A 22,158-nucleotide genomic window follows, 5' to 3' on the forward strand; every position below is an offset into this window, starting at 1 on the left:
CGGTGTGCTCAGACGCTGAGCGAGTCCAGCACGCGCGTGAACGTCGCCGAAGGACGCATGACGGCGGCAGCCTTCTCGTCCGACGGGTGGAAGTAGCCACCGATGTCGGCCGGGGACCCCTGGACGGCGAGCAGCTCGTCGACGATCGTCTGCTCCTCGCTGCGCAGCGACCCGGCCACCTCGGCGAACGCCGAGGCCAGCTCGGCGTCCTCGGTCTGCTTCGCCAGCTCCTCGGCCCAGTACAGCGCGAGGTAGAAGTGGCTGCCGCGGTTGTCGGTCGTGCCGAGCTTGCGCCCGGGTGACCGGTTCTCGGCGAGGAACGTGCCAGTGGCGCGGTCCAGCGTGTCGGCGAGGACCTGGGCCCGTGCGTTGTCCGTCGTCGCCGCCAGGTGCTCGAAGCTCGCGGCCAGCGCGAAGAACTCGCCCAGGCTGTCCCAGCGCAGGTAGTTCTCCTTGACGAGCTGCTGGACGTGCTTGGGCGCCGAGCCGCCGGCACCGGTCTCGAACAGTCCACCGCCGTTGATCAGCGGGACGATCGAGAGCATCTTGGCGCTCGTGCCGAGCTCGAGGATCGGGAAGAGGTCGGTGTTGTAGTCACGCAGCACGTTGCCGGTGACGCTGATCGTGTCCTCACCCTTGCGGATGCGCTCGATCGAGTACTGCGTCGCCTCGGCCGGAGCCATGATCTCGATCGTCAGACCGTCGGTGTCGTGCTCGGCGAGGTACTCCTTCACCTTGGCGATGAGGTTCGCGTCGTGCGCACGGTTCTCGTCGAGCCAGAAGACCGCGGGGGTCTCGCTGGCGCGGGCGCGGATGACGGCGAGCTTGACCCAGTCGCGGATCGGGACGTCCTTGGTCTGGCAGGCGCGCCAGACGTCACCGGGCTCGACGGAGTGCTCCATCAGCACGGTGCCGTCGGCCGCGACCACCTGGACGGTGCCGGCGGACTCGATCTCGAAGGTCTTGTCGTGGCTGCCGTACTCCTCGGCCTTCTGCGCCATGAGGCCCACGTTCGGCACCGAACCCATCGTCGTGGGGTCGTAGGCACCGTTCGCGCGGCAGTCCTCGATGACCGCCTGGTAGACACCGGCGTAGCTGGAGTCGGGGATGACCGCGAGGGCGTCGGCCTGCTCGCCGGCGGTGTCCCACATCTGGCCCGAGGTGCGGATCATGGCCGGCATGGAGGCGTCGATGATGACGTCGCTCGGCACGTGAAGGTTGGTGACGCCGCGGTCGGAGTCGACCATGGCGAGCTCGGGGCCGTCGGCGATGGCCTGCTCGAAGGCGGCCTTGATCTCCGCGCCGTTGTCGAGGCTCTCCAGACCGGTGTAGATGGAGGCCAGGCCGTCGCTCGGGCTCAGGCCCGCGGTGGCGAGGTCGTCGCCGAAGCGATCGAAGACGTCGGCGAAGAAGACCTTCACGACGTGGCCGAAGATGATCGGGTCCGAGACCTTCATCATCGTGGCCTTCAGGTGCACCGAGAACAGGATGCCCTCGTCCTTCGCGCGCTGGACCTGCGCGGCGAGGAAGCGGTCGAGCGCCGCGGCGCGCATCACCGAGGAGTCCACGACCTCGCCGTCGAGCACGGCGAAGGCCTTCTTGAGCTCGGTGGTGGTGCCGTCGGCGGCGACGTGACGGATCGAGATCTCGGTGTCGCCCTCGATGACGACGGACTGCTCGTTGCTGAAGAAGTCGTCGGCACCCATGGTGGCGACGTTGGTCCTGGAGTCGGCGCTCCACTCGCCCATGGAGTGCGGGTTGGTGCGGGCGTAGTTCTTGACCGCTGCGGGGGCGCGGCGATCGGAGTTGCCCTGCCGAAGGACAGGGTTGACCGCGCTGCCCTTGACGGCGTCGTAGCGGGCGCGAGCGTCGCGCTCCTCGTCGGTGCTCGGGTTCTCGGGGTAGGCCGGCAGGTCGTAGCCCTGCTCCTGCAGCTCCGTGATCGCAGCCTTCAGCTGAGGCACCGAGGCGCTGATGTTCGGCAGCTTGATGATGTTCGCCTCGGGCTGGTCGGCCATCTCCCCGAGCTCGGCCAGGGCGTCGTCGATGCGCTGCTCGGCGGTCAGCCGGTCCGGGAACTGGGCGATGATGCGTCCCGCCAGGGAGATGTCGCGCGTCTCGACCTCCACCCCGGCGGTCGAGGCGTAGGCCTCGATCACGGGGAGGAAGGAGTACGTCGCCAGCGCCGGCGCCTCGTCGGTGTGGGTGTAGATGATCTTGGCCATGCGGCCACTCCTCGTCGTCGGCCGGAAAGTCTCTCGACCTCAAGATATCGCCCGCCTCGGGGGTGGCAACCACTGCCGTCCGAGGCTCCCGGGATGCGGGTACGGCCTCGTGGGGTGACGGTGGGGGCCAGGCACCCACCCCACCTCGAAGGAGCCCCATGTCCCACCAGGTCCCCGACCACGACGACCGGACGTCCGTGGCCGCCAAGCCCACCGACGAGGCGTCCCAGGGCTCGACCACCATGACCGGCTCCCCGGCCGGGTCCGACCGCAACAGCCTCACCATCGGCACCGACGGGCCGATCCTGCTGCACGACCGCCACCTGGTCGAGCAGATGGCGCACTTCAACCGCGAGCGGGTCCCCGAGCGCAACGTCCACGCGAAGGGCGCCGGTGCGTTCGGCACCTTCCGCACCACCGAGGACGTGTCCGCCTACACCAAGGCCGCTCTGTTCCAGCCCGGGGTCGAGACCGAGATGCTCGCCCGGTTCTCCACCGTCGCCGGCGAGCACGGCTCCCCCGACACCTGGCGCGACCCCCGGGGCTTCGCGCTGAAGTTCTACACGACCGAGGGCAACTACAGCCTCGTCGGCAACAACACCCCGGTCTTCTTCGTGCGCGACCCGATGAAGTTCCAGCACTTCATCCGCAGCCAGAAGCGACGCGGCGGCAGCGGCCTGCGCGACAACCACATGCAGTGGGACTTCTGGGGCCTGAACCCCGAGTCGGCGCACCAGGTCACGTACCTCATGGGTGACCGCGGCATCCCCCGGTCGTGGCGGCACATGAACGGCTACGGCTCGCACACGTTCTCCTGGATCAACGCCGCCGGCGAGATGCACTGGGTGAAGTACCACTTCCACACCGACCAGGGGGTCCAGGGCCTGACCGGCGAGGAGGCGGACCGGATCGCCGGCCACGACGCCGACTTCCACCGCCGGGACCTGTACGAGTCCATCGCCGAGGGCGACTTCCCGTCCTGGACGCTGTCGGTGCAGCTGATGCCCTACGAGGACGCGAAGACCTACCGGATCAACCCCTTCGACCTGACCAAGGTGTGGCCGCACGAGGACTACCCGCTCGTGAAGGTCGGCACCATGACGCTCGACCGCAACCCCGAGAACTTCTTCGCCGAGATCGAGCAGGCGGCCTTCGAGCCGTCAGCCGTCGTCCCCGGCATCGGCTTCAGCCCCGACAAGATGCTCCTCGGACGGGTCTTCTCCTACTCCGACACCCAGCGATACCGCATCGGGCCGAACTACCACCAGCTGCCGGTCAACCGGCCCAAGAACGTCGAGGCGCACAACACCTACACCTTCGACGGGCCCATGGCCTACGACCACCGTGGCGACGAGCCGGTCTACGCGCCCAACTCCGAGGGCCGCGGCTACAGCGACGAGACCGGTCCGGTCGAGGACGGGTGGGAGACCGACGGGCCCATGCTGCGCGAGGCCTACACCCTGCGCCCCGACGACGACGACTTCTCCCAGGCCGGCACGCTCGTGCGCGACGTCTGGGACGACGCCCAGCGCGAACGGTTCGTCGAGACGGTCGCCGGGCACCTGCTCGGCGGCGTCCAGGGCGACGTTCTCGAGCGTGCCTTCGACTACTGGAAGCGCGTCGACACCGACTGCGGGAAGAAGATCGAGGAGCTCACCCGGGCGGGCCGGGGAGGCGACAACCCCGGCGGCGAGGACGGCCAGGCCAAGGGGCTCGCGTCCGACCCCCTCGTCGAGGAGCGCACGCACGCGCGCTGACGCCCCGATCGATGCAGGACCACGCCAGCCGCCCCGGACCGACGGTCCGGGGCGGTCTGCGTTACGTTCGAGTCCAATCCCGACCCCAAGGAGCCTCGTCGTGACCACTCCCGTCAAGGTTGCCGTGACCGGCGCCGCCGGCCAGATCGGCTACAGCCTGCTCTTCCGCATCGCCAGCGGTGCCCTCCTCGGCCCCGACACCCCCGTCCAGCTGCGTCTGCTCGAGATCACCCCGGCGCTCAAGGCGCTCGAGGGCGTCGTCATGGAGCTCGACGACTGCGCCTTCACCACGCTCGACTCCGTCGAGATCGGTGACGACGCCACTCACATCTTCGACGGCGCCAACCTCGCCCTGCTCGTCGGCGCGCGCCCGCGCACCAAGGGCATGGAGCGCGGCGACCTGCTCGAGGCCAACGGCGCCATCTTCACCACCCAGGGCAAGGCCCTCAACGAGGTGGCGGCCGACGACGTCCGCATCGGCGTCACCGGCAACCCGGCCAACACCAACGCCCTCATCGCGATGAGCAACGCGCCCGACATCCCGCGCGAGCGCTTCAGCGCGCTGACCCGTCTCGACCACAACCGCGCGCTGAGCCAGCTGGCGGCCAAGACCGGCGCCAAGGTCGGCGACATCACCAAGATGACCATCTGGGGCAACCACTCCGCGACCCAGTACCCGGACGTCTTCCACGCCGAGATCGGTGGCCGCAACGCCGCCGAGGTCGTCGACGACCAGGCCTGGATCGAGAACGACTTCATCCCGACCGTCGCCAAGCGTGGCGCCGCCATCATCGAGGCCCGCGGCGCCTCGTCGGCCGCCTCCGCCGCGTCGGCCACGATCGACGCCGCCCGCGACTGGCTGCAGGGCACGCCCGAGGGCGACTGGGCGTCCATGGCCGTCGCCTCCGACGGTTCCTACGGGATCCCCGAGGGCCTCATCTACTCCTACCCCGTCACCACGTCCGGTGGCGACTGGGAGATCGTCCAGGGCCTGGAGATCGACGACTTCAGCCGCGCCAAGATGGACGCGACGGCCGCGGAGCTCGTCGAGGAGCGCGACGCCGTCAAGGAGCTCGGCCTGATCTGAGCCGACCTCCCCGAGCCGATGCGGCCCCGGGTGTTCAGAGAGCCTTCGCGGCCCTCAGGATGCCCGGGGCCGCTCGCTTCTTGACGTAGGCCGAGGAGACGCTCGGTCGGAGCTCGATCGTCGTCGCGGTGCCGTGGCGGCGGTAGAAGCGGTTGTACCAGCCGGTGAGCGTCGGGCTCACCTTCGAGCTGGGGGTGCCGACGCCCACCGTCTCGATCGGCATCGCCAGCTCCTTGGAGAGCCGCTTCTCCCATGCCCTGTCGATGCCGGTACGCGCGATGACGCCGTACGGCTGGTGCAGGGAGGCGACGTAGTCGGGCTTCTAGGCCTTGAGGAAGCGCAGCATCGCCCGCGTCTCGCGCTCGCTCTGCGCCCGCGGTCCGGATTCATCGTGGGGACGAACCACACGCCCTGGCCCTTGGCGACCGGGACCGAGGAGATCATCCGCTTGACGACCCGCGGACCGGCGGGGGGCGCGGTGGTCTCCGACGGCGCCGTGGTCTCCGGCGACGGGTCGGTCCTCTCGGCCGTCGGGACCGGTGCGACGCTCTGGGAAGGTGTCGGTGCCTCGTCCGCACCGGCCGCGCCCACGGCCGACGACACCGCCGTGGACGACATCGCGATCGCCACGGTGATGGCCAGCACCGTCCGTCTCATGGCCGGAGCGTACGCCCGCCCCGGAGGCATGGCGCCCTGGCGCGTCGGTCTCAGACGGGGCCGGGCGGCACCACGAAGCTCAGCACGACGAGCGCGCCGCCCAACGTGGCCGTCCACGCCACGTCGAAGACCTTGCCTCGGACGCGCAGCATGCCGACGTGCGCCTGCGGGACCAGCACCCGGGCGAGAGCCGCCACCACGAAGGAGACCCCCACCATCAGGATGCCCGCGCGCCACGACCCGACGGCGACGAAACCGAGTCCGACGACCACGCCGACCAGGATCGCCAGGTAGATCTGCGACCCGCGACTGCGCGGCACCAGCGGGCTCACGACGGCAGACGCTTCTCGGCCTCGTCGACGACGTTGCTCAGCAGCATCGCCCGCGTCATGGGGCCGACGCCGCCGGGGTTGGGTGCGACCCAGCCCGCCACCTCGTGGACGTCGGGAGCGAGGTCACCGACGATCCTGCCGGCGTCGTCACGGCTCACGCCGACGTCGAGCAGTGCGGCACCGGGCTTGACCATGTCGGCGGTGATGATGCCCGGCACCCCCGCCGCAGCGACGACGATGTCGGCGCGGCGCACCTCGGCCGCGAGGTCGCGGGTGCCGGTGTGGCACAGGGTGACGGTGGCGTTCTCGCTGCGACGCGTGAGCAGCAGGCCGAGCGGTCGACCGACGGTGACGCCACGGCCGACGACGGCGACGTTCGCCCCGGCGATCTGGACGTCGTGGCGCCGCAGCAGCTCGACGATGCCGCGCGGCGTGCAGGGCAGGGGCGCCTCGCGACCGAGGACGAGCCAGCCCAGGTTGGTGGGGTGGAGTCCGTCGGCGTCCTTCGCAGGGTCGATCCGGCCGATGACCGCGTTCTCGTCCAGCCCGTCGGGCAGGGGCAACTGGACGATGTACAGGGTGCAGGCCGGATCGGCGTTCAGCTGGTCGACCGCCGCCTCGACCTCCGACTGCGTCGCCGTGGCCGGCAGGTCGATGCGGATCGACTCCATGCCGACCTCGGCGCAGTCCTTGTGCTTGGCGCCGACGTACCAGTGGCTGCCGGGGTCGTCGCCGACCAGGATGGTGCCGAGCCCGGGCACCACGCCCTGCTCACGCAGGCGCGCCACGCGGGTCGCGAGGTCGGTCTTGATCGTCGCCGCGGTGGCCTTGCCGTCGAGGATCTGCGCCGTCACGCTGCACAGTCTTCCACGCACGTCCGCGCCACGGGTCGATGCCTCGGGCCGAGGCCTCAGTGCGCGAAGTGACGGGTGCCGGTCGTGTACATCGTGACGCCGGCGGCCTCGGCCGCAGCGATCGTCTCCTCGTCGCGCATCGAGCCGCCCGGCTGGACGATGGCGCGCACCCCGGCGTCGATGAGGATCTGCGGACCGTCGGCGAAGGGGAAGAAGGCGTCGGAGGCCGCCACGGCTCCCCGGGCCCGCTCGGTGCCGGCGCGCTCGACGGCGAGGCGGCACGAGTCGACCCGGTTGACCTGTCCCATCCCGATGCCGACCGAGGCCCCGGCGGAGGCCAGGAGGATGGCGTTGGACTTCACGGCCCGGACCGCGCGCCACGCGAACGCCAGGTCGGCGAGGGTGTCGCCATCGGCAGGCTCGCCGCTGACGAGGGTCCAACCCTGCGGCGCGTCGCCTGGAGCGTCGACGAGGTCGCGGCGCTGCACGAGCAGACCGCCGGACACGGCGCGTCGCTCCAGCGGCGCCTGGGCGAGGTCGGGGCAGCGCAGGATCCGGATGTTCTTCTTCGCCTGCAGGACCTCGACGGCGCCGGACTCGTAGTCCGGGGCGACGATCACCTCGGTGAACACGTCCGCGACCTGCTCGGCCATCGTCCGGCTGACCGGGCGATTGGCCGCGATGACCCCGCCGAAGGCGGAGACGGGGTCACAGGCGTGGGCGCGGGCGTGCGCCTCGGCGATCGAGTCGCCGACGGCGATCCCACACGGGTTGGCGTGCTTGATGATCGCCACCGACGGAGCGTCGTGGTCGTGCGCAGCGCGGATGGCGGCGTCGGTGTCGACGTAGTTGTTGTAGCTCATCTCCTTGCCGTGCAGCTGCTCGGCGCCGGCCAGCCCGCCGGTGCCGTCGACGTAGAGCGCAGCGGACTGATGGGGGTTCTCGCCGTAGCGCAGCACCGAGGAGCGCTCCAGCGCCGACCCGTCGAACCGCGGCCACTCCTGCTCGCCGGTGTACTCCCCCGCGAACCACCGGGCCACGGCGACGTCGTAGGCCGCGGTGTGCGCGAACGCCGACGCCGCGAGCGCCTTGCGCTGCTCGAGGGTGAACCCGCCCCCGGCGAGCGCGGCGCGGACGTCGTCGTAGGCCTGCGGCGAGACGACGACCGCCACGCTCGGGTGGTTCTTGGCGGCCGCCCGCACCATCGACGGACCCCCGATGTCGATCTGCTCGACGCACTCGTCGTCCGTCGCGCCCGAGGTGACGGTGGCGCTGAAGGGGTAGAGGTTGACGACGACGAGGTCGAACGGCTCGACCTCGAGCTCCTCGAGCTGGCGCACGTGGTCGTCGAGCCGGGAGTCGGCGAGGATGCCGGCGTGGACCCGCGGGTGCAGGGTCTTGACCCGTCCGTCCAGGCACTCGGGGAACCCGGTGACGTCCTCGACCGGCGTGACCGGCACCCCGGCGGACTCGATCACCTTCGCCGTCGAACCCGTGGAGACGATCGCGACTCCGGCGCCGTGCAGGTCGCGGGCGAGGTCCTCGAGCCCGGTCTTGTCGTAGACCGAGACGAGCGCCCTGCGTAGCGGACGGGGCAGCGGACGGGGGGACGAGGGGCTGGTGCTCATGGGCTTCCTTGCAGCTCGATGGTGCGGCCGCGGACGCGGAACCCGTGGCGGGCCAGCCGGCCCACCCACTCCACGAGCATCGCCCGCTCCTTGGTCTTGATGCGTTCGTGCAGGCTCTCGACGTCGTCGTCGGGCCGGACCGGGACCGCCTCCTGCGCGACGATCGGACCGGTGTCGACGCCCTCGTCGACGACGAAGAGGGTGCACCCGGTGACCTTCACGCCGTAGGCGAGCGCGTCGCGCGGGCCGTGCATCCCGGGGAACGCCGGCGACAGGGCGGGATGGGTGTTGAGGGTGCGTCCACCGAACCGGGAGAGGAAGGTCGGTCCGGTCAGCTTCATGAAGCCCGCCAGGACGACGAGGTCGGGGCGGTGCTCGGCGACGGCGTCGGTGAGAGCAGCGTCCCAGGCAGCCCGGTCGGGGTGGTCCCCGAGACCGACGACGAAGGTGTCGATCCCCGCCCGCTCCGCCCGCGCCAGTCCCTCGATGCCGGGCCGGTCGGCACCGACGGCCACGATCCGGGCGCCGTAGCCCTGCGGGTCCGCCGCGGCGGCGTCGATCAGCGCCTGGAGGTTGGTGCCGGACCCGGAGACGAGGACCACGACGCGCGCGGACGGTCGGCTATCGGGCACGGGCCTCACGATAGTGCGCCAGCGCTGCCCCGATCGCACCGGCCGCGCCCAGCACCCCGAGGGCGAGGAGGGCCGGTACCGGTCCGAGCGGACCGACCTCGCTCATCCGGCCGGGGCCGACCGAACCGCCCGAGACGAGCAGCAGCACACCGAGCACCCCTCCGGCCAGTCCACCGGCGGCGGCGCCGAGTGCGGCCCGTCGGCCCGGGCCGAGCTCGGCAGGGACGTCGAGGCGCCACCCGGCGAGCAGGCCGGAGACCACGGGGACGAGAGCGAGCAGGACCACCGCGCCCCCGAAGGCGCCGGGGTCGGGGAGCACGGCGAGGACCGGGAGTCCTGGCACGTCACCGAGGTAGGCGCCGTAGAGGTCGAGCGAGGTGTCGGTGCCGACGCTGACCCCGGGCCCGAGCGCGACGGCGGCGACCCACACGACCAGCGTCGGCACGGCCAGGACGCAGGCGAGTCCCAGCGCGACGCCCTCGCCGGCGCCCGGGTCGAGCGCTGCCCAGAGGTCCGCCGCCTGGCCGAGCGAGCCGACGAGGAGGATCGCGACGACGACCGCGCAGGAGCCGAGGAGCAGCCCGAGCGCCGTGCCCGCAGCGCGCAGCACCGCGGTCGCCTCCTCCCGCCCGGGCCCGAGCAGGGGTTCGCGTCGGCGCCGTGCGGCACTCCAGGCGGCCGCGAGCCCGCCCACGACGAAGCCCCCGACCGCGGCGCGGACCTCCGAGGTCTGCGTCGTCTGGGTCCCGCTGACCTGGGAGAGGACGGCGGCGAGGAGGCCGGTCGTGCCGGCGACCGTCGCAGCGAACTGGGCGACGTCGTCGACGGGTGCACCGCGCTGGACCCGCATCGCGACGGCCATCAGGAGCAGACCTGCGAGGAGGGTCCCGCCGATCGGGACGAGGTCGATCGCGACGTCGTCGACCATGAGTCCGGAGCCGAGCGAGACCACCCAGAGCCGGACGCCGGAGCGCAGCACCGCGGCGGTGGAGACGTCGCCGGAGGTCGCCACCAGGACGGCGAGGCACGTCAGGACGACGCCCAGTACGCTGGTCGTGACGGCGGTCACGACGCCGGTCCGCAGGGCCGGGGCCTCCTGCGGGGACGACGCGACAGGGGACGGCACCCATCCATCCAACCTGTAAAGTCGGGCCGTTGCGACGAGCCACGCCGAGCACCCGAGGAGAGCGCCACCCGTGACCCGCATGGATGAGTTCAGCAGCTTCTACGCGGCGACCGCCGCAGAGACGCTGCGGGTCACCTATGCCCTGTGCGGGGACCGTCAGGTCGCCCTCGAGGCCACCGTCGACGCCTACCGGCGCGGGTGGCGCGAGTGGAGCCGCATCCGCGACAAGCGTCCCCTCGTCCACATCCGCACGGAGGCGTGGCGGGCCGTCGCGCTCCACCGGGGCGTCCACCCGCTGCGGCGCCGCCACGAGGAGGACGCCGACACCGACCTCCTCGCCGCGCTGCACGACCTCGCGGCGGACGACCGACGACTCGTGGTGCTCCTCACCCTCGGGGGCTCCGACCTCGCCGAGGCCTCCCGCGAGGTCGGGATCGGCGAGGAGGAGGGCATCGAGCGCGTCGGCGTGGCCCTCGCCGCCCTCGAGGAGGCACTCGGCCACGACCTCGCGGTCCTCGAGCAGCGGCTCCTGGGGCTGGGGGCGGTCACCGAGTCCCTGTCGATGCCGCCGGTCGAGAAGATCCGCACCGGCGCCCGCCGCGACGGCCGTCGCAACACCGTGCTCCTGGTCGCCGCAGCCGTCGCACTCGTGCTGGGCGGTGGCTTCGTCGTGACCGACGGCTCCTCCCTGACGACCCAGGCGTCGATGCCCTACCGCGAGAAGCTCGGCGCCGAACGCCCGGACGTCGTGCTCGAGGCCAGCAAGCTCTCCGCCGACAACCTGCTCAGCAGCAACCAGGTGGCCGAGCTCGACCCCGACTCCCCCTGGCGCACGACGGCCACCGACGAGGACCCCGAGAACGACACCCCCTACGCGACCTGTCCGCCCCGGCGCTTCGCCGACGAGTCCCCCGCCCGCGTCTTCCTGCGGACCTTCGAGGCCGAGGGCGACGCCAACACCCGCGCCGCACAGGCCATCGAGGTCTCCTCGTCCGAGCGGGAGGCCCAGCGCGCGTACCGCACGACCGTGGGGTGGTTCGCCGACTGCGCGCACCCACGGACCCAGCTGATCGGCTCCTACGTCGTGAAGCGTCCCTTCGGTGACTTCCGGATCCTCCAGATGCGCTCGTACCGCGACCCCGAGCGGGTCTTCACGGTCGGCGTGACGCAGTCCGGTTCGGTGAGCAGCACGGTCGTCCACGAGCAGGAGGGCGACCAGGGCCCGCCGATCGACGACTTCGCCCGAATGCTCAACACGTCCGTGGCCAAGATCTGTCGCGACAGTGGCGGCCAGTGCAGCGACGAGCTCGAGGTGACCCCCGCGGCACCGCCGCGCACGAGCGAGGCACCTGCCTTCCTCGGGGTCGTCGACCTCCCTCCGGTCGCCGACATCGACCGCGTGTGGTCGGGCACGAAGCCGTTCGTCCCCGAGGCGGACCGCAACCCCGCGGCGACCCTCTGCGACGCCACGGGGACCGAGGGCCGGCGCGTCGAGAACGCGAACGCGAGGATCTTCGTGATCCCGCAGGAGGAGGGCCTCGCCCCGGAGTTCGGGGTCGCCGAGACGGTGCTCACCATGTCGTCGGAGGAGGCCGCGAGCGACCTCATCCGCTCCACGCGCCGCAAGCTGGAGGCCTGCGAGGACGAGAACCTCTCCGCCAGGGTCAGCGAGGGCTCCGACATCGGCACCCGCGAGACGAGCGGCACGACGTGGACCGTCCGGTTCGAGGTCGAGGACGGCGACGACGTCGTCTTCCGCACCGGGATCGTCCGACGCGGCAACGTCGTCGCCCAGGTGCTCTTCACGCCCTCCGGCGACGTCGACATCGCCGCCGAGACCTTCGACCGCCTGGTGCAGCGGGCGGGCGAGCGGCTCGTCTACGCCCAGTCCGAGTAACCACAGCACGACGCCCCCGGTCCTCGCGGACCGGGGGCGTCTCAGGTGCTCGGGGCTCAGAGGCCCTGCAGGATCTCCCGCATGAGGTTGGCCGTCTCCGACGGCGTCTTGCCGACCTTGACGCCGGCGGCCTCGAGGGCCTCCTGCTTGGCGGCGGCCGTGCCGGAGGAGCCGGACACGATGGCGCCCGCGTGGCCCATGGTCTTGCCCTCGGGTGCGGTGAACCCGGCCACGTAGCCCACGACCGGCTTGGTGACGTTGGCCTTGATGAACTCGGCCGCACGCTCCTCGGCGTCGCCGCCGATCTCGCCGATCATCACGATCGCCTTCGTCTCCGGGTCGTTCTCGAAGGCCTCGAGGGCGTCGATGTGCGTGGTGCCGATGATCGGGTCGCCACCGATGCCGATGGCCGTGGAGAAGCCGAAGTCGCGCAGCTCGAACATCATCTGGTAGGTCAGCGTGCCCGACTTGGAGACCAGGCCGACCGGACCCTTGCCGGCGATGTTCGCCGGCGTGATGCCGGCGAGCGCCTCGCCCGGGGTGATGATGCCCGGGCAGTTGGGGCCGATGATGCGCGTCTTCTTGCCCTGGGCATAAGCCCAGAACTCCGCGGAGTCCTGGACGGGCACGCCCTCGGTGATGATGACGAGCAGACCGATCTCGGCGTCGATGGCCTCGACGACGGCGTCCTTGGTGAACGCCGGCGGCACGAAGGCGACGGAGACGTCGGCGCCGGTCGTCGAGATCGCCTCGGCGACCGATCCGAAGACCGGCAGCTCCACCTCGGCGCCGGAGGCGTCGGTGTGGGTGACGGTGGTGCCGGCCTTGCGGGCGTTGACGCCGCCCACGATGTTCGTCCCCGCGGCGAGCATGCGGGCGGTGTGCTTGGAGCCCTCGCCGCCGGTGATGCCCTGGACGATGACCTTGCTGTCCTTGTTCAGGTAGATCGACATGTCAGTCCCGTCCTCTCAGGCGTTCGCCAGCTCGGCGGCCTTGTCGGCCGCGCCGTCCATGGTGTCGACCTGGGTGACGAGCGGGTGGTTCAGCTCGTCCAGGATCGCGCGACCCTCCTCGACGTTGTTGCCGTCGAGGCGGACCACGAGGGGCTTGGTGGCGTCGTCGCCGAGCAGCTCCAGGGCGCCCTTGATGCCGTTGGCCACGGCGTCGCAGGAGGTGATGCCACCGAAGACGTTGACGAACACGCTCTTGACCTGCGGATCGCCCAGGATGACGTCGAGACCGTCGGCCATGACCTGCGCCGAGGCGCCGCCGCCGATGTCGAGGAAGTTGGCGGGCTTGACGCCGCCGTGCGCCTCGCCGGCGTACGCGACGACGTCGAGGGTGCTCATGACGAGGCCGGCGCCGTTGCCGATGATGCCGACCTGGCCGTCGAGCTTGACGTAGTTGAGGCCCTTGTCCTTGGCCTTGGACTCCAGCGGGTCCTCCTCCTCGCGGATCGAGAACTCCTCGTGGTGCGGGTGGCGGACCTCGGAGGCGTTCTCGTCGAGGGAGACCTTGCCGTCGAGGGCCTCGAGCTTGTCGCCCTCCAGACGCGCGAGCGGGTTGACCTCGACGAGGGTCGCGTCCTCCTCGGTGAAGACGGTGTAGAGCGCCTGGATCATCTCCACGGCCTGCTCGAAGACGGCCTCGGGGAATGCGGCCTCGGTGGCGATCTCGCGGGCCTTCGCCTCGTCGACGCCCTGGCCGGGGTCGATGGCGATCTTCTTGACCGCGTCGGGGTTGGTCTTGGCGACCTCCTCGATCTCGACGCCGCCCTCCACGCTCGCGATGCACAGGTAGCTGCGGTTGGAACGGTCCAGCAGGAAGGAGAAGTAGTACTCCTCCTCCGGCGGGGTGGCCGGGGTGATCAGGACACGGTTGACCGTGAGGCCCTTGATCTCCATGCCGAGGATGTTCGACGCGTGCTCGTGCGCCTCGTCCGGGGTCTTGGCGATCTTGACGCCGCCGGCCTTGCCGCGGCCGCCCGCCTTGACCTGGGCCTTGACGACGGTGACCCCGCCGTACTGCTCGGCGGCTGCGCGCGCCTCGTCGGCCGTGGTGACCACGGTGCCGACGGTGGTCGCGACGTCGTGCTTGGCGAAGAGCTCCTTCGCCTGGTATTCCATCAGATCCACGATGAAGCCTGTTCTCGCTCGTCCAGTCTGGGTGAGACGCCCCGCGACGGGGGCGGAAAATCCCTTCGGACTCTAGTCGCCAGTGTCCGATCCCGACGCGCGGGGTCGTCGGTGCGCGAGCATCCTCGCCGTCCCTCTGCGACAGTCGTCTGCATGAGGACCAGCTGGATCGAGACCGACGACGTCCGCCTCCGGGTGGAGCACCGCGGCCCGAGCGAGGCCCCCGCCGTGCTGCTCCTGCACGGCTTCCCCGACCACCGCGGCGTGTGGGACCCGGTCGCCGACCGGCTCGGCGACGACCACCACGTCGTGACCGTCGACGTCCGCGGCTCGGGCGACTCCGAGGCGCCGCGAGGTCGCTCCGGCTACCGGATCGAGCGGCTCGTGGACGACGTCGCGGCGGTGGTGGCGCACGCGCTGCCCGGTGGCCGGCCCGTCCACCTCGTCGGCCACGACTGGGGCTCGATCCAGGGGTGGGCGGTCCTCGAGCGCTCGATGCGGCCGGAGTCGTCGCTGTCCGGTCGCATCGCCACCTTCACCTCGATCAGCGGTCCGAGCCTCGAGGCGTACGGGGAGTTCGTGCGCTCGGGCCTGCGCCGGGGCCGGGTGCTCGCCGTGGGCCGCCAGCTCGTCCGGTCCTGGTACGCCGCGGCCTTCCAGCTGCCGGTCCTCCCCGAGCTGGTGCTGGGCCGGTGGGGGCCCGTCATCGCGGACCGCCTCGCCCACGCCGAGGGACTCGCCGCGAGCGAGGCAGGCTCGCCGTGGGACGAGGGCTTCGTCCGCGACGCCGTCCACGGCGTCAACCTCTACCGGGCCAACCTGGGCCGGGTGCTGCAGCGACCCACGTCGGTCGACCTCCCGGTGCAGCTCGTCGTCCCGACGCGCGACCGCTACGTCCTCCCCCACCTCCACGACGGACTCGAGCGTCACGTGCCGAACCTGAGTCGCGTGGAGCTCGTGGCGGGTCACTGGGCGCCCCGGACACAGCCGGAGCTCGTCGCCGACCTCGTGCGCGGGTTCGTCGCGGAGCAGGAACGTCCGCTGCGCGTCGTCGGCTGAGACCGCCGCGGAGCCTCCGGTGCCACGGATCGGTCCGCTCAGCGCGCCGAGCGGACCGTGATGTCCGTCTCTCCCGCAGCGTCGAACGCCTCGCGCACCGACGTGACGTCGGCCGCACCACCCACGACGACGACATCGAGGACGTCCTCCTGCACCGCCGTCGCGACGACCGCCGCCGGGCTCACCCCGGATCCGAGGTGGATGACCTCCCAGCCCTCGCGCCACAGGGCTCGCGACGCACTCACCGACGGGTCGCCGGCAGGGTCGGCAGGGCTCAGGGCCGCCACCACCACACGCCGTCCGGCCACCTCGCCACCCTAGGGCACGCCACGTGAAGGGCGTCACGCTCGCGGCGGACCCCCGGCCGATCCGGACACCGACCTGGGAGGAACGGGTTGGACCGTGACCCCCCATCGCCTAGACTCAGACGGTCCCACCCACCGAGCCGGAGGTATTCCTGCGTGACTTCGTCTGCGCCGAAACGCCGACTCGACGTCCGCCAGGCCCCCCGCACCGCCGGCAAGCGCGCCGCGGTGCAGCCTCGTCGCCGCCGCTCCACGATGCGCCCCTCGCCCGCGATGGCCGGCGCGTTCGTCCTCGTGGTGGCCGGGATCGGTGCCGGCGCCGTCTCCACCCAGACGGACTCGGACTCGCTGGCCGCGGGCTACCAGACCATCTCGGCCAGCTACGCCGGCGAGGGTGCTGACGTCGACATCACCGAGCCCATCGACGACGAGATCCTCGCGGCGCAGACCGAGGCCCAGGCCCAGCAGACGCTCCAGGCGCAGGCCGGCCTCACCCAGCGTGCCCAGGAGGCCGCCGACGAGCTCCAGTCCACGCAGTGGGTGCTGCCGGTGACGGGCTACCGCCTCACCGCGCGCTTCGGCCAGTCCAGCTCCCTGTGGTCCAGCACGCACACCGGCGTCGACTTCGCCGGCCCGTCGGGGTCGACGATCGTCGCCGTCGCCGGTGGCACGGTCACCTCCACGGGCTACGAGGGCGCGTACGGCAACAAGACCGTCATCACCCTCGAGGACGGGACCGAGATCTGGTACGCCCACCAGAGCCGCATCGCGGTCTCCACCGGCGAGCAGGTCGCACCCGGCCAGGTCATCGGCTACACCGGCTCGACCGGCAACGTGACCGGCCCGCACCTGCACCTCGAGGTGCGTCCCGGCGGCGGCAACCCGATCGATCCGCTCGTCGCGCTCGCCGAGCACGGCGTCACGCCCTGACTCAGAGCTTCTCCACGGGGGCGTAGCGCAGCAGCAGCCGCTTGACGCCTGCCGACCCGAAGTCGACGCTCGCGACGCTGCTCGCGCCCTGGCCCTCGAGCGCCACCACGGTGCCGAGACCGAAGGAGTCGTGCGTGACGCGATCGCCCGGCGACAACGAGGGGATCGTCCGCTCGGCCTTGCGCGACCGGGCCGCCACGGCCGAGGACCGGAACGACGGAGCCGGACGAGCAGAGGCCGCGCGCGTCCACTGGGTGGGCGCCTGGGCCTCGCGCCGCCAGGTGATGAGGTGCTCGGGCACCTCGTCCAGGAACCTGGAGGCGGGGTTGTAGGAGGGTGCACCCCACGCCGACCGGCTCGAGGCCCGGGTGAAGTAGAGGCGCTCGCGTGCACGGGTGATGCCGACATAGGCGAGGCGTCGCTCCTCCTCCAGCTCGGCGTTCTCCCCGAGGGAGCGCAGGTGCGGGAAGACACCGTCCTCCAGGCCGGTGAGGAAGACGACCGGGAACTCCAGCCCCTTGGCCGTGTGCAGCGTCATGAGGGTGACGACGCCGTCACCCTCGTCGGGCAGGGAGTCGGCGTCGGCGACGAGTGCGACCTGCTCGAGGAACGCCCCGAGGGACCCGGGCGCCGGGCCCGCGTCCTCGTCGTCGCCATCGGAGGAGTCGGCGTCGTCGACGTCGTCCTCGACCGTGGCGGCGGCCGAGACGAACTCCCGTGCGGCCGCGACGAGCTCGGCGAGGTTGTCGACACGGCTCTCGTCCTGCGGGTCCTTGCTGTTCTCGATCGTCTCGAGGTATCCGCTGCGCGTGAGCGCAGCCTCCAGGACGGCGTCGGCGGCCGCACCGGAGGCTGCGAGCTCCATGAGACCGGTCATGACCTCCACGAAGGAGGCGATCGCCTTGGCCGAACGCGTGGCGAGACCGGCCTCGTCGGCGCGCTGGAGCGCTTCCCAGAAGCTGATCCGCTCGCGCGAGGCGAGAGCCTCCACGGAGGCCTGGGCGCCGTCGCCGATGCCACGCTTGGGCTCGTTGACGATCCGCCGCAGCGAGACGGCGTCGCGCGGGTTGACCAGGACGCGGACGTAGGCGAGGGCGTCCTTGATCTCCTTGCGCTCGTAGAAGCGCACGCCGCCGACCACCCGGTAGGGCAGGCCGACGCGCATGAACACCTCCTCGAAGACACGTGACTGGGCGTTCGTGCGGTAGAACACCGCGACGTCCGAGGGCCTGGCCTCGCCGGCGTCGGTGAGCCGGTCGACCTCCTCGGCGACGAACTGCGCCTCGTCGCGCTCGTCGTCGCCGACGTAGCCGACGATCTGCTCACCCTCGCCCTCGGCCGACCACAGGCGCTTGTCCTTGCGGCCGGCGTTGCGGCCGATGACTCCGTTGGCGGCGTTGAGAATGGTCTGGGTGGAGCGGTAGTTCTGCTCGAGCAGCACGGTGTCCGCCCCCGGGAAGTCCTGCTCGAACTCCAGGATGTTGCGGATGTTGGCCCCGCGGAAGGCGTAGATGGACTGGTCGGAGTCGCCGACGACCATGAGGTCGTGGGGACGTCCGTCCTCGTCTCCGCAGAGCTCGCGGATGAGCGCGTACTGGGCGTGGTTGGTGTCCTGGTACTCGTCGACGAGCACGTGGGTGAAGCGGCGTCGGTAGGTCTCGCGGACGTCGGGGAAGGCCTGCAGCAGGTGGACCGTCGACATGATGAGGTCGTCGAAGTCCATCGCGTTCGCGGCCTTGAGGCGCCGCTGGTACTGCTGGTAGGCCTCCAGGTAGAGCTCCTCGGTGCCGTTGCTGACCCGGCCCCCGGCGGACTCGTGGTCGACGAGCTCGTTCTTGAGGTTCGAGACCCAGTTGAGCACCGCGCGCGGGTTGACCCGCTTGGGGTCGTACCCGAGGTCGCGGCACACCATGGTCATGAGGCGGCGTGCATCGGCGGCGTCGTAGATCGTGAAGCTCGACGTGTAGCCGAAGCGCTGCCCCTCGCGGCGGAGGATCCGCACGCAGGCGCTGTGGAAGGTGCTGACCCACATCATCCTCGCGCGCGGACCCACGAGCTCGGCGACGCGCTCGCGCATCTCCGCGGCGGCCTTGTTCGTGAAGGTGATGGCGAGGATCGAGCCCGGGTGGGCGCCGCGGGCCGCGATCAGCCAGGCGATGCGTCGGGTCAGCACGCGGGTCTTGCCCGAGCCGGCTCCAGCGACCACGAGCAGGGGCCCCGGCTCGTGGGAGACCGCCGCACGCTGGGCGTCGTTGAGCCCTTCGAGGAGGGTCTCCGAGCGCGTAACGCGCCTGCTCGTCGTGCGATCACGCGGGGTTCGGGCCTCCTCGCCCGGTTGGTCGGGACGGGCGCCGGCAGGGACGGGGAACGGCAGGGTCATCGTCGTCCCAGCGTAGTCGCCGCGCCCGACAGGTCGGGCCGCACCCGGGCTCGGCGGCGACGAGTGGCGCACACCCGACACCGAGTGGCGCGAACTGCCCCGCGAGTGGCGCAAGATCGGGCGACTCGCCGTCACACTTTCCCCAGATTGCGCCACTCGCCGGGGGCCTGAGAGCGGACTTGATTGTGGCAATACAGATGCTACAGTGAGTGATACAAACCGATTCGAGGGGGAACGATGATCGCACTGACGTTCGTGGGAGTCCTGCTGCTGGGAGTCGTCGGGGCGCAGGCGGTCCTGGCGCCGTCACTGAGCGACCGCTGGGCACGTCGACGACTCACCGCCCGCGGCGCCACGCTCTCCGACGAGGGCGCCGCCGCACTGCTCGGCGCGCTGAACCGACGCACCCGCGTGGCCTGCGCCGGAGGCGCCGTCGCGATCGTCGCCACGCTCGCGATGCTCTGGGGGGTCGTCCGCGAGCCCACCGGCTCGCCCGACCTCGCCCTCGTCGGGCTCGTGCTCGCCGCCACCGTCCTCGGCTCGGCGCTCGCGGAGGTCGTCGAGATCGTCCGCACGACGCCGCCGCCGCCCGACGGTCCACGGGTCGCCTCCCTGCAGGTTCGCGAGCCCCACCGGACGGTTCGCGAGGGACGGGCCGAACAGGCCCTGGTCGCCGTCGCAGCCCTCGTCGCCGCAGCCTGCGGAGTCTCCTGGGCCGCCGGAGTGACCTCCGGCGCGGTGGCCACCGCCTGCGCCCTCACCGCACTCACCACCATCGGCGCCTGCCTGCTCACCCGCCGCTGGCTGCTCGCCCGCCCCACACCCGCCGGGGACACCGAGTCCGCCGTCGTGGCGGACACGCTCGCCGACGCGACGGCCGACCGCCTGACCGAGAACCTCACCGCGAACGGCGCCGTCCTGCTCGCGTACGCGGGCATCCTGCTCGCCCCCTCGGCCGGAGTCGTCGGCTTGGTGGCCCTGGGTGCCGCCTACGTGGCCGTCTTCGCCGCGGTCACCGTCGCCACCGGCGAACGACGCAAGGCCCTCATGGCGGTCCAGGCGTGACGACCTTTGCCGTCGAGGTCGACCCCGCCGCGAGCGACCCGCCGTTCGAGCAGATCCGACGCCAGGTCGCAGCAGGAGCCGCCAGCGGTGCCCTCGCGCCCGGCCACAAGCTGCCCACCGTGCGCCAGCTCGCCGCCGACCTCGATCTCGCGACCGGCACCGTCGCGCGCGCCTACCGCGAGCTCGAGGCGGCCGGGATCATCCAGACGCAGGGCCGACGCGGCACCTTCGTCGCGTCGCGACTCGTCGATGACGAGGACGCGACGGCAGCGGCGCGAGCCTTCGTCGAGACGCTGCGCCGCACCGGGCTGTCGCGCGACGAGGCCCTCCGGCTCGTCGAGCGGGAGTGGGGTCGGTGAACGGCCCGGTACCGGGGTCGCGCCTGCGGCTGGCCGAGGAGCTCGACCTCGACGACCTCACCGACCTCTGGGAGCGCGCCGCCCGGACGAGCCACGGGTTCATGGCCGACGACGACTTCGCCGACGCCGCCCCGTACATCCGCGACGCCCTGCTTCCGTCGATGGACGTGTGGGTGGTCGAGGACGAGTCCGGCCCGCTCGGGTTCGCCGGCGTCCGCCCGGCATCGGATCCGGGGGCCGGGCTCACGCACCTCGAGCTGCTGTACGTCGAGCCGTCCGCCCACGGTCGCGGCATCGGCACCGCCCTCGTCGACCACGTCCGACCGACCAGCGTGGAGGTGTACGCCGGCAACTCCCACGGCCTCGGCTTCTACGCCTCGCGCGGGTTCTGGCGGCTGCGCTCACACACCCACGACGCGTTCGGGCGGCCCTTCCCCGTCGTGCACCTCGTGCGCGGCTGAGTCCCGACCGTCCGGACCGAGCTGCCCGACGTCTCCCTCGACGGGACCGAAGTGGCGTGCCATGACCTCGCGCCGGACCCTCGCGCCCCACGCGTCGAGGCGGCGCCGTCCCCACCGTGTCCGCCCGAGCACCCAGTACCGGAGCACGTTCTGAACTATCACCGTCGGCACCGCCCACGGTGGACGCGTCGGGAGGCCGAGCTCGCGCATGCTGCGCCGACCCAGCAACATGGTGAGCATGCTCAGCAGCCGCTCCCGCGCGTAGCGGCGGCGCAGGCCGACCGGTGGACGGACCCAGAGGCGGTCCTGCGCGGCGACGATCGCCTGGGCGAGGGCGGCACCGGCCTGCGTCTGACCGTCCTGGGCGAGGAGCACGTGGTGGTTCAACCGGTGCTGCTCCCACTCAGTCTCGACCAGCCAGCGGTCCTCGATGCCGAGCAACCATCCGACGTAGCGCCACAGGTGCATCACGGCGCGCGAGTCCGCGCGCGAGACCCGCACGCCGAGCGCACGGCAGCCGAGGAGCAGCACGCCGCTGAACAGCCCGAGGGTCGCGGCCTGGTCGGTCTGGTTGATCGGCAGGCCCCACCGCTCGACGTCCCAGCGCTCCCCACGCGAGTCGTCGAGGAACGTCTCGTTGACGAGTGCGTGCATGGCGCGGACGTGCAGGGTCAGCGCGACGCCGGGGCCCCCGGGGCGCAACGCACCCGGCTCCGCCACGGCGATCGTCCACTGCTGGGTCTCCCCCAGCCGACGAAGGGCTGTCTCGCCGACGAGTCCACCGGTCGCGACGAGCAGATCCGGAGGACCGCCGAAGCGGTAGCCCCCGATGAGGGAGAGCTGGAGCAGCACGTCGGCGGCGTTGCGGCCGAGCCGTCCGACGACACGGGCCCCCTCGTCGACGAGGTCGTGGTCGACCCACCCCGGCGTCGCCTCGACCGAGGCGAAGAAGGACCGGAGCGGGTCAGGTGCTTCGGGCACCGACTCGATGCCGTCGGCGAGCGCGCGCCGCAGCTGCGCCATCGAGACACGGTCGGGGTCGCCTGGTTCGGCGCGGATCGCTCGAGCGAGCGCGGCGCCCGGCTCGTCGCAGCGCATGAACCCGCGGGCCAGCTGCTCCATCAGGTCCTCGTCGACCTCGCGGAGGCCGGTCAGGATGCGCAGGGGCCGGCCCAGGCGTGCGCCTCGCGCCTCGGCCGCGCGGTACCGGGTGGGGATCTCGGACATGACCCGATCGTGACACGAGCGATCGCTCGCATACCATTCGCG

At 71.7% G+C, this 22,158-nt stretch carries 20 protein-coding genes; 8 read left to right on the top strand and 12 right to left on the bottom strand.

The window, feature by feature from the left end:
* Positions 1-8: 8 nt before the first annotated feature.
* A complete protein-coding gene (locus ABD213_RS08715; protein ID WP_344327023.1) occupies positions 9-2,225 on the bottom strand; it encodes an NADP-dependent isocitrate dehydrogenase in 2,217 nt (738 codons plus the stop codon).
* 158 nt (positions 2,226-2,383) lie between these two features.
* Between ABD213_RS08715 and ABD213_RS08720 the strand changes: the two genes are divergently transcribed.
* Both ABD213_RS08720 and ABD213_RS08725 read left to right on the top strand, forming a co-directional pair.
* On the top strand, positions 2,384-3,982 hold the full coding sequence (locus ABD213_RS08720; protein WP_425546038.1) for a catalase: 1,599 nt from the start codon (positions 2,384-2,386) through the stop codon (positions 3,980-3,982).
* Between the two features lie 100 nt (positions 3,983-4,082).
* A complete protein-coding gene (locus tag ABD213_RS08725) occupies positions 4,083-5,069 on the top strand; it encodes a malate dehydrogenase (RefSeq protein ID WP_425546039.1) in 987 nt (328 codons plus the stop codon).
* Between the two features lie 34 nt (positions 5,070-5,103).
* On the opposite strand, the gene ABD213_RS08730 is transcribed toward ABD213_RS08725, so the two are convergent.
* From ABD213_RS08730 to ABD213_RS08755, 6 genes are all read right to left on the bottom strand, one after another.
* Positions 5,104-5,292: a hypothetical protein gene (locus tag ABD213_RS08730; protein ID WP_344327025.1), complete on the bottom strand. Its 189-nt coding sequence runs from the start codon at positions 5,290-5,292 to the stop codon at positions 5,104-5,106.
* 484 nt (positions 5,293-5,776) lie between these two features.
* Entirely contained in the window at positions 5,777-6,058 is a 282-nt protein-coding gene (locus tag ABD213_RS08735; RefSeq protein ID WP_344327027.1) for a DUF3017 domain-containing protein, read from the bottom strand.
* Entirely contained in the window at positions 6,055-6,912 is an 858-nt protein-coding gene (locus tag ABD213_RS08740) for a bifunctional methylenetetrahydrofolate dehydrogenase/methenyltetrahydrofolate cyclohydrolase (RefSeq protein WP_344327029.1), read from the bottom strand. Before ABD213_RS08740 ends, ABD213_RS08735 begins: the two co-directional genes overlap by 4 nt.
* 56 nt (positions 6,913-6,968) lie before the next feature.
* Positions 6,969-8,540, bottom strand: coding sequence for a bifunctional phosphoribosylaminoimidazolecarboxamide formyltransferase/IMP cyclohydrolase (purH, locus tag ABD213_RS08745; protein WP_344327031.1), 1,572 nt, complete (start codon positions 8,538-8,540; stop codon positions 6,969-6,971).
* Positions 8,537-9,181, bottom strand: a complete 645-nt coding sequence (purN, locus tag ABD213_RS08750; RefSeq protein ID WP_425546040.1) for a phosphoribosylglycinamide formyltransferase — start codon at positions 9,179-9,181, stop codon at positions 8,537-8,539. The genes purH and purN overlap by 4 nt, the downstream gene beginning before the upstream one ends.
* On the bottom strand, positions 9,162-10,298 hold the full coding sequence (locus ABD213_RS08755; RefSeq protein WP_344327035.1) for a cell division protein PerM: 1,137 nt from the start codon (positions 10,296-10,298) through the stop codon (positions 9,162-9,164). The genes purN and ABD213_RS08755 overlap by 20 nt, the downstream gene beginning before the upstream one ends.
* A 70-nt stretch (positions 10,299-10,368) precedes the next feature.
* Between ABD213_RS08755 and ABD213_RS08760 the strand changes: the two genes are divergently transcribed.
* Entirely contained in the window at positions 10,369-12,195 is a 1,827-nt protein-coding gene (locus ABD213_RS08760; protein ID WP_344327037.1) for a hypothetical protein, read from the top strand.
* A 56-nt stretch (positions 12,196-12,251) separates the two neighbouring features.
* On the opposite strand, the gene sucD is transcribed toward ABD213_RS08760, so the two are convergent.
* Together sucD and sucC are read right to left on the bottom strand one after the other, a co-directional pair.
* Positions 12,252-13,148 (bottom strand): succinate--CoA ligase subunit alpha, encoded by an 897-nt coding sequence (sucD, locus tag ABD213_RS08765; RefSeq protein WP_344327039.1) that lies wholly within the window; start codon positions 13,146-13,148, stop codon positions 12,252-12,254.
* A gap of 15 nt (positions 13,149-13,163) precedes the next feature.
* Entirely contained in the window at positions 13,164-14,330 is a 1,167-nt protein-coding gene (gene sucC, locus ABD213_RS08770) for an ADP-forming succinate--CoA ligase subunit beta (protein WP_344327041.1), read from the bottom strand.
* Positions 14,331-14,483: 153 nt separating this feature from the next.
* Here sucC and ABD213_RS08775 point away from each other — a divergent pair, with 153 nt between their 5' ends.
* Positions 14,484-15,389: an alpha/beta fold hydrolase gene (locus tag ABD213_RS08775; protein ID WP_344327043.1), complete on the top strand. Its 906-nt coding sequence runs from the start codon at positions 14,484-14,486 to the stop codon at positions 15,387-15,389.
* 38 nt (positions 15,390-15,427) lie between these two features.
* On the opposite strand, the gene ABD213_RS08780 is transcribed toward ABD213_RS08775, so the two are convergent.
* The gene (locus ABD213_RS08780; protein WP_344327045.1) at positions 15,428-15,697 is read right to left on the bottom strand and encodes a hypothetical protein; all 270 of its coding nucleotides are present in this window, start codon (positions 15,695-15,697) and stop codon (positions 15,428-15,430) included.
* A gap of 153 nt (positions 15,698-15,850) precedes the next feature.
* Between ABD213_RS08780 and ABD213_RS08785 the strand changes: the two genes are divergently transcribed.
* A complete protein-coding gene (locus ABD213_RS08785) occupies positions 15,851-16,624 on the top strand; it encodes a M23 family metallopeptidase (protein WP_344327047.1) in 774 nt (257 codons plus the stop codon).
* Position 16,625: 1 nt separating this feature from the next.
* Here the strand turns inward: ABD213_RS08785 and pcrA are convergent, their stop codons facing one another.
* Positions 16,626-19,004 carry a DNA helicase PcrA gene (gene pcrA / locus ABD213_RS08790; RefSeq protein WP_344327049.1) on the bottom strand — a complete coding sequence of 793 codons (2,379 nt, stop codon included), beginning with the start codon at positions 19,002-19,004 and terminating at the stop codon, positions 16,626-16,628.
* Positions 19,005-19,241: 237 nt separating this feature from the next.
* On the opposite strand from pcrA, the gene ABD213_RS08795 reads away from it, so the two are divergent.
* From ABD213_RS08795 to ABD213_RS08805, 3 genes are read left to right on the top strand one after another with little or no spacing between them, the layout of a single operon-like run.
* Positions 19,242-20,069, top strand: a complete 828-nt coding sequence (locus ABD213_RS08795) for a hypothetical protein (protein ID WP_344327052.1) — start codon at positions 19,242-19,244, stop codon at positions 20,067-20,069.
* Complete coding sequence (locus tag ABD213_RS08800; RefSeq protein ID WP_344327055.1) at positions 20,066-20,428, top strand: GntR family transcriptional regulator; 363 nt, start codon at positions 20,066-20,068, stop codon at positions 20,426-20,428. Before ABD213_RS08795 ends, ABD213_RS08800 begins: the two co-directional genes overlap by 4 nt.
* Entirely contained in the window at positions 20,425-20,889 is a 465-nt protein-coding gene (locus ABD213_RS08805; protein WP_344327057.1) for a GNAT family N-acetyltransferase, read from the top strand. The genes ABD213_RS08800 and ABD213_RS08805 overlap by 4 nt, the downstream gene beginning before the upstream one ends.
* Here ABD213_RS08805 and ABD213_RS08810 read toward each other — a convergent pair.
* On the bottom strand, positions 20,830-22,116 hold the full coding sequence (locus ABD213_RS08810) for an oxygenase MpaB family protein (RefSeq protein ID WP_344327059.1): 1,287 nt from the start codon (positions 22,114-22,116) through the stop codon (positions 20,830-20,832). The genes ABD213_RS08805 and ABD213_RS08810 overlap by 60 nt on opposite strands.
* Between the last annotated feature and the right edge of the window lie 42 nt (positions 22,117-22,158).

The organism is Aeromicrobium halocynthiae (genome assembly GCF_039531385.1).
Lineage (GTDB): Bacteria > Actinomycetota > Actinomycetes > Propionibacteriales > Nocardioidaceae > Aeromicrobium > Aeromicrobium halocynthiae.